Below are 13386 nucleotides of genomic sequence, written 5' to 3' on the forward strand. Positions count from 1 at the left end.
TACTGCGGGGTTGTTTCATCTACACAGTGTTCAATACGCAGCAGCTTAGAAACCCAGGCTGATGGTCATACTGACGGTACGTTCAGCACCTAATAAATAAGCACCTTCACTACCACCACTGATATAAGAGCGGTCAGTCAGGTTATTCAGCAGCAGTGCCACATCCAGTGAGTTGATCAGCAGATCGCCGGATAAAGACTTCTGATAACCAAAATACAGATCCCATAAGGTATGTGCTTTAATCTGATCACGGTTCCAGACTGAGGTATTGCCAACAAAACTATGTTTGGCGGCACCATAGTATTCGCCCTGATACTTGGCATTGATACCGGCACGGTAAGCATCGCGCTGGTAATTCAAACCCAAAGTCATCATCTGCTCTGGAATACCGGCAATCATCTCACCTTTTTTGTATTCAATGATGTTGGCAGCTTTACCATCGGCACCTGTCGCCACACCCAGCACGTCATCTGAGTAGGTCGAATCATTCAGCGTGAAGGTGGTGGCCAAGCCTAGAGTATCCGTCAATTGCCAGTTCAGGCTACCCTCAAACCCTTGTGAATCAACACCGCCGATGTTGTCATAATCACCATCACCGACCGCATCATAGTTTGGCGTACCGTCAGCCTTGGTCTGGTAGGTCAATAAGGCAACGCGGTTATCAAATTTCACTTTGTAAACCGTGGCTGAGGCGCGGATGTCGCCTGCCTGATAACGCAAACCTAAGTCCAGGTTATCCGCCGTTTCTGGTTCGATTTCAGTCAGCTGGGCTGCTTTTTTCTTCTCCAGCGGCTTGTCTGAAATGGCTTTGAAATTTTGCGAGAAACCGGCAAATACTTCCAGCTCAGGACTGATTTGATAAACAAAACCAGCACTTGGTAACAGATCTGAGTCGCTGTTTAACTTGTCATGACCACGACCATTGAGGTTATCGGTCCGTTCCACATCCACCAGATATTGCTGTACGCCTAAAGTCAGTTGCAAATCACCCAGCGTGATTTGATCCTGCAAATAAGCTTTCATCACTTTATTGCTGTAATCATCGTCAAACTGAACCCAGTATGGCGTTTCATCAAAGTGGTGATAAATTTTCGCATCAATCACGGCATGCCAATCGCGGATCTGGTTGCGCTCTTGCTGCTCAACCCATAAACCGGTACGGATCTGGTGCGAATCCAATTGCCATTGCAGGTTGGCTGTAGCGCCAAAACGCTCTTTTTCATAGTGCGTGTGGCGATAAGAAGACACCCGTTTGGCACCAGTTACATCTGCTTTTGGATCCAGAATTGGCTGGCCAGCTTTATTCACATGAGTAAATTTAGTGGTCTTCACATCCCCTGCGGTAATACGGTTACCTTTGGCATCCACCACATAATGCTGGTAAGGCGGTAACCAGTCACCACGGCCATTTTGCAAATGGGCATAAGGCGTGATCGATAATTCTAAATTGTCGGCCAGGAAATAGTCGGCTTTGACATAAGCCAGGGTATTTTCCCGCAGCGTCGACCAGGCTTCAGCAAAGTTTTGATCAATATCCGGATCGCCAGTCCAGGCGCTGGTTAAACCATCCCAGCGTGGGGTCTTGTTAAATTGCGCTAACGACACCGGCTGGTAGTTATCTTCATGCGTATCATCATAAGACAAGCGTGCTGTGTATTTACTGCTGTCGAATTCAGTGACAGATTTGGCTTCAAAGTGCAGACGATCACTAAAACCATTGCTGCCGGTACCGATCCAGCGGTTGTTAAAGCTATCAGACAAACTGACATAAGCGGTGGTGTTGCCAAAAATCTGGCCGCTGTCATAACGTAAATAATCTTTACGGGCATTAAAACTGCCCTGGGTATGGCCAAAACGGGCGCTTTGCTCGGCTTCTGGGTTGCTACTGACAAAGTTAATAGTGCCGCCCAAGGCATCCAACGAAGCAGACGCGATATCAGAGGCACCCTGACCTACTTCAACAAAAGCAGTGTTTTCACTGTCCAGATAACGGTTGGCTTTACTGCCACCGGCATAGGCCGAGCCACCATTTGGCACACCATCCACAGTAATACCTAACTGTTGGTCAGCACGGTCGATGACAAAACCACGCATACTGATAGTTGTGGTGTAATCATCGCCACCAAAAGCATCGCCTTGGGAGACATTGACGCCAGGCATATTCTGGATCAAATCCATCACGTTGCCGATTGGCGCTCTTTGTAATTTCGCCATATCGTCGGTGGCATTGTTGGCATAAGCCACTTTCTTGCCGGTCACCGACACAACTTCCATTTCAGCTTCAACAGCAGTTGTTTCTGCCAGAGCCAGAGCTGGTTGTAATGCCAGCAGTAATCCTAAAGTGATTGGACTTAAGCGAGTGGATAACACCTTGATATCTCCCAAAATTACACCTGTGTTGTTGTATGGTCGGACAAGTTCCGACGGCGGCGTTATTTTCGGTGACTTTGATGACTGGAATATTTCCAGAATGTTACAAATTAAATATTGTTAGCAAAAATGTTTAATATTTACGCAACTTTATTTTGCTGTTTTCTGTACAAGCTCAATTGTTGCAACAACAGGTGTCATCCCCAGTGGCCATGCAGCCTGATATATTCCCGACTGTGCGGCTGGTCCATCAATACAAAAAAGGCCTGAATCATCAGGCCTTTGTCATGTATTCATCACAGCAGTAGCTGCAGTTATTTGCCAGTCATCACTACGGCATGATGACGAGCAGCATTGCGCCGCGCCAACCAGGCTTTTAACCGGCGTTTACGCGATTCCAGACTGTAATAGAAAGTCGGCACCACCAATAAAGTCAGCACTGTCGAAGTAATAGTACCACCAATCACCGCAATACCGAGCGGCCGGTAAAAACCTGAACCTTCACCAATGCCAATCGCCACAGGTAGCATCCCGGCCACCAGCGCAAAAGTGGTCATCAGGATAGGTCTTAACCGCTCGCGACCAGCCATAATCAAAGATTGTTCCAGCGTAGCGCCTTCAGTTTCTTTTTTCTTAGCACAGTCGATCAGCAAAATGGCATTTTTCACCACGATGCCCATCAGCATCACCACCCCAATCAGACTCATCAGATTCAGCGTGGATTTAAATGCCAGCAGCGCCAGTACGACACCTATCAGTGACAATGGCAACGACATCATAATAGAGACAGGCGCCAGGAAACTGTGGAACTGTAGCACTAAGATAAGGTACATCAACACCACCGCCAGTCCAAGTGCACTGAAAATACTGCCGAACACTTCATCCTGATCACGCGCTTCACCGCTGACCATTAAATCGTAACCTGGTGGGAAATCAATTTGCTTCGCTAGTTTCATCGCATCAGCATAAACCTCACCAAAGCTACGGCCTTCAATGTTGGCGCCAACGGCCATCATGGTCTGCCGATCCAAATGCTCAATCAGAGCTGGGCCTGTGCCTAAACTCACGGTTGCCACTTGCTCCAGCGGGATCATAGCGCCGGTTTTGCTGGACAACAGCGGCAGTTGCTCCAAATCCTGCACTGTAGCGCGTTCTTCTGGCCGGATCCGGACAAAAACGTTACGGGTTTCACCATTGGGATCAACCCAGTCGCCCATTTCAGAACCGGCAAAAGCCAAGCGTAAGGCATTAGCCGCATCATTCATTGATAAACCTAAGCTAGACGCCAGACCGCGGTTAAATTCAACCTGTAACTCTGGTTTTGGATCCTGCGCCGACAAGCCAACATCCACAGCACCAGGGATATTTTTCAGTTTGGCCATATAATCCAGCACTATGCCTTCTAATACCCGGGTTTCCGGACCACGGAACTGGATCTGCAGCTTTTTACCATCACCACCGCCGCCATTCAGATTGGCACTGACGGTAAATTCAGCACCGATCAGACTTTTCACCTGACTACGAATTTCGGTGGCGACCTGCTCAGCTGAGCGTTGGCGATCTTTCTCCGGCACCAGCCGGACAAACACCTGGGCTCTGGTAATATTGCCAGAAGTACCGACTGTGGTCTGGGTGTACCTGTGCTCGGGTAAACGCTGGGTAATTTCTGCCACCTGCGCTGCTTTTAACCGGGTATATTCCAGACTGGATTCCGATGGTGCTCTGATTTGCACGATAAAACCACCATCATCGGTTTCCGGCATAAAACCAGAACCACCCACAGTAGCCTGTAATACAATAGCACCGACAAAGCTGGTAAAGGCCAGTGCCCACATTGATTTACGATGCTTAAGCGCCCAACTGATCAGTCTGGAATATCGTTCTGCCTGACCATCAAACCAATGATTAAAACGGGCAAACACTTTACCCAGGCCGCGACGTTGTTTGGTCTTGTCATGGTCTGGATCATGCCAATAAGCCGACATCATCGGATCTATGGTAAAAGAGATAAATAACGATACCAGCACTGAACAGGCTACTGTCAGACCAAAGGGTTTAAACCATTGACCGGTCATGCCATCCAGAAAAGCGATCGGAATAAACACCGCCATAATAGACATCGTCGTCGCAGTCACCGCCATGCCAATTTCTTTGGTGCCTTCTCTGGCAGCCGTCATATTGTCTTTACCCATTTCCATATGCCGGACTATGTTCTCCCGCACCACGATGGCATCATCAATCAGCACACCTATCGCCAGCGACAGTCCCAATAAAGACATAAAATTCAGCGTAAAGCCGCAAGCCCAGACTGCAATAAAAGACGCCAGCACTGAAGTCGGTAACGCCAGTGAGGTGATTAACGTCGAGCGCCAGGAATTCAGAAAGACAAAGACCACGACTATGGTTAATAAAGCGCCAAGACCTAAGGCTTCTGTGACATTGCGCATACTGGCGGCCACATCTTCACCCTGATCCCGCACTACCACCAGTTCCACGCCTTTGGGTAAAGTGGGCGTGATGGTGGCAAGAGCGGCTTTGATGTCATCGGTCACACTGATGGTCGAGGCTTCGCGGGCCTTGGTGATATCAATCCCAAGGGCTTTTTTGCCGTTAAAAAATGACAAGCGGCGCTGTTCGGCCCCGCCATCGACAATTTCAGCAATTTGGCCCAGCCGAATGGCCTGATCGCCATTTTGTTTCACCACCATCTGCTGAAATTCGCTGATATCTTTCAACCGGCCCTGCAAACGAATACTTTGTTCCTGCAAACCACTCATCACCCGGCCAACCGGTGCCGCCAGATTCTGGTTCCGCAAGGCATTGGTCACATCCACCGCTGACACTTTGGCTTCACGCATGGCGTTACTATTGAGGAAAATGGTCATTTCCCGTTCCAGTTCGCCTTCCAGTGACACCAGGGCGACACCAGGAATACTGCGCAGTTGCCGGCCAATGTCGATATCCGCCAGCCGCGATAATTCCAGCGGGCTGAGTTCATCAGAAGAGAGCGCCAATGACATCACAGGCTGTGCATTCGGATCGGCTCGGTTGATAAAAGGCTCTTTCATCTCTGCCGGCAATTTGTCACGCACGGTAGCAATACTGTCTCTGAGTTCCTGCGCCGCCGCAGTTAAATCTTTGTCAAACTCAAAAACCACCACAATAGTCGCGCTGGAATCTCGGGCGTAAGAGCGAATTTCCCGGATGCCCTGAATCGTCGACATCGAGTCTTCGACCCGATTTAATATTTCCCGCTCAACCGTCTCCGGCGATGCGCCCGGATAAGGAACATTCACCACCAGCACTGGCGGTTGTACATCCGGGAATTGATTGGTTTTTAATTTGGTTAAGGCAAAATAACCAAACAACATCAGCGCTATGGTGACAACCACCACCACCAGCGGTCTTTTGATACTGAAATCAGATAAAAACATATCTTAATTCCCCGCCAGGGCTGTACTGCCTTTGCCAGGCTCTGTGGCACTTTTCTCCAGCGTGCCAGCAACAGCCGGCGGCAGAACCACCTTCACACCATTGCTGATAGCACCTTGTGGGTGCCGTAAAATTTGCACACCGGCACTGACGCCGGATAACAACTGCACTGTACCCCAACGTGGGTCCCGTGCGCCTATGGTCACTGCAGTTTTTTGCAAAGTGTCGCCATTCAGTTGCCAGACAAAATGATGATCACCTTCCTGCACCAGTGCCGATGGTGGCACCATCAGGCTCTGCGTCATCGCCACACTAATAAAACCTTCAGCATACAAACCTGCGACCAGGCTTTCCTGCTCGGTGATGCTGACAAAGACTTGTACCTGACGGGTCATTTCATTGGCTTGCGGATTAATCCGTTCAATCTGACCATGAAACTGCTGGTTGTAACCATTGACTTTAAAGCTCACTTGTTGCCCGACTTTGACCTGGCCGACCTGATCTGCGGCAATAAAACCTTCAAATCTCATGCTGGTCGGATCGATCACCACCATCAGCGCTTTACCAACCTGGGCGGTATCTCCAGCCGAGGTTTTGCGCTCCGCCACAACGCCGCTAAAAGGCGCCCGCACCGCAGTCCTTTCCATTTGCTGCCGGGCTTCGACCAGCCTGGCTTTGGCGGATGCTAATTCTGATTGGGCTTGATTGGCTTTAATTTCAGCCGCTTCCAATACTTCTGCCGTCACCAGATTTTGCCGGTGTAATGATTGCATCCGGCGTAACTGTTTAGCCGCTTGGTCTGAAGTGAGCAGCGCCGACCGTTCGGCTTCTTGCGCTGACATCAGCTTGTCGCGATAGGTGGTTTGATCCAGTTGCACCAGCAATTCACCGGCTTTTACTAAATCCCCATTGTCTTTGGGCACCTGGGTCACTATCCCTGACACTTCAGCATTAAGTTCAGCCTTAATCACCGGCTGTAAAGAGCCAGAAATCATCGGTCCTTGACTGAGTTCACCAGTGCTGAGCTGATATAAATCAGCCGCCAGCAAACTCAGCGGCGGGGCCTGCTCTGTCTCGGTGTCGGTAGCGGTGGGTTCACCACAGCCGCTGAGCATAATGCTCAGCACTGCGATACTAATAAAATGTAATTTATGATTCATGTTCGACCTGTCTGCAGTATAGTTTTTTAATTTTCTAATAATTAGAATCAGTCTACTGCATTTGTAAACAGGGCCGGAAGCTAAAACAGTAACAAGGTATGACAAAGATACAATTACGCCTTACGACCCTTTTCACTCAGCGACAAGCAACAGCCCTGGCTTTAAATGCAATATCCGGAAAATCGGCAAACACGCCATCAATGCCCTGCCGGAACAACCACTCTAATTCAGCTTGCATACTGACGGCCTGACCAGATTGATCCGGCAGTAAATAGTTTTGCTCCTGGCGGAATGTATAAGGATGAACCTGCAGTCCGGCGGCGTGCGCCTGTTGTAACAGCGGCATTGTAGCGCCAACCTGGGGATACAAATTCTGCCGCCATGGCCCGATGCCATCGGCATAACTGGCCACAGCCGGTAATCCGGTGATACTGAGCAACTGACCATAATGAAAACCTGGTTTGGTCAGCCCCGGTAAAGCCTTGGCCAATTGCACCAGTGCCGCAGGTGCTGTCGCGGTAGCTTGTTGCAGATACACCAGATCATAAGGTTCGGAAAAACTGTCTTTGGGCTGTAAATACTGCTGCTGAGTATCGCCAAGCAACTGGATCAGCTTAATTTTTTGTTGCAATGCTGATGGTAACGCCGGCAGTAACTGATACCGTAACTGCAGTAAATTACTCACTTCAAAAGATTGAATATACACAGTCTCAGGCAACATCGCCTGGGACTGCTGCAAAGCTTCGACCAACAGAGCCGTGATATCTAACCCGATTGGCTGCCCGGATATAGTCCGGCCAACGCTGGCAAAATAAGTCGGATGTTTGGTTTCGATATAAAGGTCTATTGGCTTTAAACCGGTTTGGCTGCGACGCTGTTCATTCTCCCGCACCAGCAGTTGCAAAATTTCGGCGAAGGTGACAATTTGAAACTTACCATCAAAAGCCGCACTGTCAGGCCTGAGCGCCGGTAAGGTTTCCTTCAGTCGCAGTGTTCTGAGCTCTGCCAGGGTAAAATCTTCACTGAACCAGCCTTGCTGCCAGATGCCATCAATTTGTTTGCGCGTTTTGCGGCTGGCAAATTCAGGCCGGCTGGCAACATCTGTACTGGTACTCAGCTCATTTTCATGCCGGGCAATCAGCACACCGTCCCGGCTTGGCACCAAATCGGTTTCAATAATATCGGCACCTTGTGCGATGGCTTTTTGATAAGCCGCCAGACTATGCTCAGGCAAGTATCCACTGGCGCCGCGATGGGCAATCACCAGGGGACTGGCTTGACAGCCGGCAGTCGCAGCAACGCTGTTGACTGTTGCAGGCAGTAATAACGCCGCAGAAAGTAATAACACAGACATTGTCATCCTATTGTCTCAGGCAAGAAGTTGCAACGCAGCCTAAGCAGCGCAGATGACAACCCTATGACGCTGGTATGACAAAATAGCAATAGAGAGCAACAACTCTGTGCTCAACCACTGCCGAAGTTAGATCCAAAGCGTTTTTTGCAGATACAGAGCCTGTTGACCGCTATAACTGGCTAAATGCTGCTGTGCCTCGGCCGAGATTGGCTGCAACAGGCTAAAGCCTTGTAATTGCCAATAAGAAGCCGAATTTTGCACAGCCACCAATGCCAGTTGCCGGAGTCCCTGTTGTCGGGCAAAGCATTCAGCGTTTTGTAATAACGCTTTGGCAACGCCCTGCCCTCTGGCATCACTGCTGACGGCCATATCGTGCAAATACAGACAATCAGGCTGGGCTACAGCCGCAAAATCAGCTGCCAACGGATTCACTTTGCCGATTAATGAAGGGTAACAGAACAAGTAGCCCCATAATTTGTCATCAAAACAAGCCACCCAGCAACTGTGCGAAAATGCCAGAAAACGGCGTCTGATTAAATCTGCTGGCTCAAATAATTCAGCCGGATAACAACGATCCTGCAGTTTGACCACCGCCGGAATATCGCTGCTTTGCATTAAACGAATTAACATCATTTGACTACAGAAGGTGGCACCACCTTCTGTTCCTCCTGGCGACGACGCTATTATTCCAGACTTTTTAATAAGGTTTGATCCAAGCCATTACCGCTCAGTAACTTCACCACCGCCTGACAATGCTCAACGGTAAAATCACCTTCGTTAATCTGCGCGTTTAGCGCATCCCTTCTCTTTCTAACTACATCACTGATCACACTGGCATCAATACTGTTTTTAGTTTTGGCATCCAGTTTAGCCAGCCAAGGATACAACGACTGCTCGGCGGCAAAAGCAGCTGGTCGCACTGAAGGATGAAAATCTTCGCAAGCATTCAGATTTAACAGATAAAAATGCAGATAGCCTGCCACTGTCACTAATTTATAATCCTGATCTGCCGCTTGCACCGAAGTGGTGATGCCTGCCGTGAAGGCACTGCACAATAATGCGCCCGCTAACCATTTTTTCATTGGATTGGTTCCGTCTCTGCTGATAGGTCTGCCACCAATCTAAACAGAAATACCAGCTTTTGCAACTGATGTAGCTAGGGAAAGCAGCTACGCTCTTCCCTGCCATACCGCGACTTCACTCACACGACAGGTACCCGCACCCAACCTTCCATCAACACCCTGGCACTACGACTCATGCTGGCTTTTTTCACTTGCCACTGACCATCCACCAGCACAGCCTCAGCACCGACCCGCAAAGTACCGGACGGATGACCAAAGCGCACAGCAGTGCGCGCACCGCCACCGGCGGCCAGATTGACCAAAGTGCCCGGAATAGCGGCAGCTGTGCCAATGGCAACGGCAGCTGTGCCCATCATAGCGTGATGCAGTTTCCCCATCGACAGAGCCCGCACTGATAAATCAATGTCGTGCTGGCTGATGGCTTTGCCACTGGATGACAGATAAGCAGCGGGTGGCGCCACAAAAGCAATTTTCGGCGTGTGTTGGCGGCTCTTTGCTTCACTTAGTTCGCTGATCAGACCCATTTTAACCGCACCATATGCGCGGATAGTTTCGAATTTCTCCAGCGCTTTGGCGTCGCTATTGATGACATCCTGTAACTCAGTGCCGTGATAACCAAGATCAGCCGCATTGACAAAAATGGTCGGAATACCGGCGTTAATCATAGTGGCGGCGAAAGTACCAATGCCCGGCACATCAAGGTTATCCACCAGATTACCGGTTGGAAACATAGCACCACCACCGCCTTCTTCATCGGCGGCAGGGTCTAAAAATTCAATCACCACTTCAGCTGCGGGGAAAGTGACACCATCCAGCTCAAAATCACCGGTTTCCTGTACTTCGCCATGGGTCACCGGCACATGGGCAATAATGGTTTTGCCAATATTGGCCTGCCAAATTCGGACAATGCAAATGCCATTGTCCGGTACACGACTCGAATCGACCAGGCCATTGCTGATGGCAAAAGAGCCGACTGCTGCCGTCAAATTACCGCAGTTACCACTCCAGTCGATAAAAGCTTTGTCGATGGCCACCTGACCAAACAGATAATCCACGTCATGATCTGTTTTGGTACTTTTACTTAAAATCACGGTTTTACTGGTACTGGAGGTCGCTCCGCCCATGCCGTCAGTATGCTTGCCATAAGGATCCGGACTGCCAATCACCCGCAGCAATAACTGATCACGAGCCTCACCTGGCTGCTGCGCGGCCAATGGTAAGTCGGTTAAATTAAAAAACACGCCTTTACTGGTGCCACCACGCATATAAGTGGCGGCAATTTTGATTTGTGCTGCAAAAGTCATGACATCACCTTGTTAAAAAGCCGGCGTCTGCAATGCAAACCCCGGCTTGTACTAAAAATTAACAGTTGCTGCTTTACACAGCCCCTCCCAAAAAGTCTTTGGCAAAACGCTGCAATACCCCACCGGCGTCATAAATCGACACTTCTTCGGCGGTGTCTAAACGACAAGTGACAGCAACCTGCAATGTTTCGCCACTGCGACGATGGATCACCAAAGTTAAATCTGCTCTTGGTAAACGCTCGCCAATCACGTCATAACTTTCGGTGCCATCCAGCGCTAAAGTCTGACGGTTGGTGCCCGCTTTAAACTCCAGCGGCAGCACTCCCATGCCGACTAAATTGGTGCGGTGAATACGTTCAAAACCTTCTGCCACTATAGCCTCAACCCCGGCAAGCCGGACGCCTTTCGCCGCCCAGTCCCGCGATGAACCCTGACCATAGTCAGCACCAGCGATAATAATCAGTGGCTGCTTGCGCTCCATATAGCTTTCAATGGCTTCCCACATGCGCGTCACCACGCCTTCTGGTTCAATCCGCGCTAAAGATCCTTGCTTAACTTTGCCATCGACCAGCACCATTTCGTTGATAAGCTTCGGATTGGCGAAGGTGGCGCGCTGCGCCGTTAAGTGATCGCCACGGTGGGTGGCGTAAGAGTTAAAATCTTCTTCCGGCAAGCCCATTTTATGCAGATATTCACCAGCGGCACTATCAAGCATAATGGCATTAGACGGCGACAAATGGTCGGTAGTGATGTTGTCGCCAAGCAGTGCCAGTGGCAGCATGCCTTTTAGCGTGCGCTCACCGGCTAAGGCACCTTCCCAATAAGGTGGCCGGCGAATATAGGTACTCTGTGGCCGCCAATCGTAGAGCGGACTGATTTTTTCACCATAATCCACCGACAAGGCAAACATCGGCTCATACACTTTACGATATTGTTCAGGTTTGACGCTGCTTGCCACCACGGCATCAATCTCGGCATCGGTTGGCCAAATATCTTTTAAGCGGATTTCGCTGCCATCAGCACTAATACCCAGCACATCTTTTTCAATATCAAAACGGATAGTTCCGGCAATGGCATAAGCCACCACTAAGGCTGGTGAGGCTAAAAAGGCTTGTTTGGCATAAGGATGGATCCGGCCATCGAAGTTACGGTTGCCCGATAACACTGCGGTGGCATACAGATCGCGCGCAATCACTTCCTGCTGGATCAGCGGATCTAAAGCGCCACTCATACCGTTACAAGTGGTGCAGGCAAAACCGACGATGCCAAAACCCATCGCCTCCAGCTCGGTCAGCAAATTGGCTTCTTTGAGGTAAAGCTCCACCGCTTTCGAGCCAGGTGCCAGTGAGCTTTTCACCCAGGGTTTACGGCTTAAACCCAGCTTGTGGGCGTTTCGCGCCAATAAACCGGCTGCAATCACGTTGCGGGGGTTACTGGTATTGGTACAGCTAGTAATAGCCGCGATGATCACGGCCCCATCCGGCATCAAGCCCGGCTGATTTTCCACCACACCGCTAATGCCTTTAGCGGCTAAATCGCTGGTAGCAACCCGGGCATGTGGGTTAGATGGACCGGCGATATTGCGCACCACTGTGGATAAATCAAACTGCAACACCCGTGGATACACCGCCGTCACCAGACTATCGGCCCATAAGCCTGCAGTTTTGGCATAGGTTTCCACCAATTTTACCTGCGCAGCATCACGCCCGGTCAGGGTTAAATAGTCTAAGGTTTGCTGATCGATATAAAACATCGCGGCAGTAGCGCCATACTCAGGCGTCATATTGGAAATGGTCGCGCGGTCACCCAGACTTAAACTGCTGGCACCTGCACCAAAAAATTCCAGATAGCTAGACACCACTTTTTGCTTGCGCAAAAACTCAGTCAGTGCCAGCACAATATCGGTGGCCTGAATGCCAGGCTGGACTTTGCCAGTCAGCTCCACGCCAATAATATCCGGCAACCGCATCCAGGACGCCCGGCCTAACATCACACTTTCAGCTTCCAGACCACCGACACCAATGGCAATCACACCCAGCGCATCCACATGCGGGGTGTGGCTGTCGGTCCCCACCAGCGTATCCGGGAAAGCCACGCCATCAATGGCATGGATCACCGGTGACATCCGCTCTAAGTTGATTTGGTGCATGATGCCGTTTCCCGGCGGGATCACATCAACGTTTTTAAAGGCTTTTTTCGTCCAGTTAATAAAATGGAACCGATCATCGTTGCGTCTGTCTTCTATCGCCCGGTTTTTATCAAAAGCATCTTTGTCAAAACCGCCATATTCCACCGCCAGCGAGTGATCCACGATCAACTGAGTCGGCACCACCGGATTCACTTTGGCCGGATCGCCGCCCATTTGTGCGATAGCATCCCGCAAACCTGCTAAATCGACTAAAGCTGTTTGGCCTAAAATGTCATGACAAACCACGCGGGCCGGAAACCATGGAAAATCAAGTTCTTGTTTACCTTCAATTAATTGGCTTAAGTAAGCATTTAACTGGCTCGGTTCAGCGCGGCGGACTAAGTTTTCTGCATGCACTCTGGCGGTATAAGACAAGGTTTCAAAAGCGCCGGCACGTATGCGGTTGACCGCTTCCCGGGCATCAAAATAATCCAGCGCAGTGCCGGGTAACGGTTTACGGAATTCAGTATTCATCAGTATGCTCTCTGCAAAAGCA

At 50.0% G+C, this 13386-nt stretch carries 8 protein-coding genes; all 8 read right to left on the bottom strand.

Features of this window, described 5'->3' with window-relative positions:
- Positions 1 to 45 precede the first annotated feature (45 nt).
- Positions 46 to 2385 (bottom strand): TonB-dependent receptor domain-containing protein, encoded by a 2340-nt coding sequence (locus AC53GJ_RS12630; protein ID WP_496728059.1) that lies wholly within the window; start codon positions 2383 to 2385, stop codon positions 46 to 48.
- A gap of 299 nt (positions 2386 to 2684) precedes the next feature.
- Positions 2685 to 5804, bottom strand: coding sequence for an efflux RND transporter permease subunit (locus AC53GJ_RS12635; RefSeq protein WP_496728060.1), 3120 nt, complete (start codon positions 5802 to 5804; stop codon positions 2685 to 2687).
- 3 nt (positions 5805 to 5807) lie between these two features.
- Positions 5808 to 6962 carry an efflux RND transporter periplasmic adaptor subunit gene (locus tag AC53GJ_RS12640; RefSeq protein ID WP_496728061.1) on the bottom strand — a complete coding sequence of 385 codons (1155 nt, stop codon included), beginning with the start codon at positions 6960 to 6962 and terminating at the stop codon, positions 5808 to 5810.
- A gap of 136 nt (positions 6963 to 7098) precedes the next feature.
- Positions 7099 to 8316 carry a glycerophosphodiester phosphodiesterase family protein gene (locus tag AC53GJ_RS12645; RefSeq protein WP_496728062.1) on the bottom strand — a complete coding sequence of 406 codons (1218 nt, stop codon included), beginning with the start codon at positions 8314 to 8316 and terminating at the stop codon, positions 7099 to 7101.
- A 126-nt stretch (positions 8317 to 8442) separates the two neighbouring features.
- Positions 8443 to 8949, bottom strand: coding sequence for a GNAT family N-acetyltransferase (locus tag AC53GJ_RS12650; protein WP_496728063.1), 507 nt, complete (start codon positions 8947 to 8949; stop codon positions 8443 to 8445).
- Positions 8950 to 8999: 50 nt separating this feature from the next.
- Positions 9000 to 9398, bottom strand: coding sequence for a hypothetical protein (locus AC53GJ_RS12655; RefSeq protein ID WP_496728064.1), 399 nt, complete (start codon positions 9396 to 9398; stop codon positions 9000 to 9002).
- 119 nt (positions 9399 to 9517) lie between these two features.
- Positions 9518 to 10702, bottom strand: a complete 1185-nt coding sequence (gene prpF, locus AC53GJ_RS12660) for a 2-methylaconitate cis-trans isomerase PrpF (RefSeq protein WP_496728066.1) — start codon at positions 10700 to 10702, stop codon at positions 9518 to 9520.
- Between the two features lie 73 nt (positions 10703 to 10775).
- Positions 10776 to 13364 carry a Fe/S-dependent 2-methylisocitrate dehydratase AcnD gene (gene acnD, locus AC53GJ_RS12665; RefSeq protein ID WP_496728068.1) on the bottom strand — a complete coding sequence of 863 codons (2589 nt, stop codon included), beginning with the start codon at positions 13362 to 13364 and terminating at the stop codon, positions 10776 to 10778.
- Between the last annotated feature and the right edge of the window lie 22 nt (positions 13365 to 13386).

The sequence above is a fragment of the Rheinheimera sp. B2H12 genome (assembly GCF_059620065.1).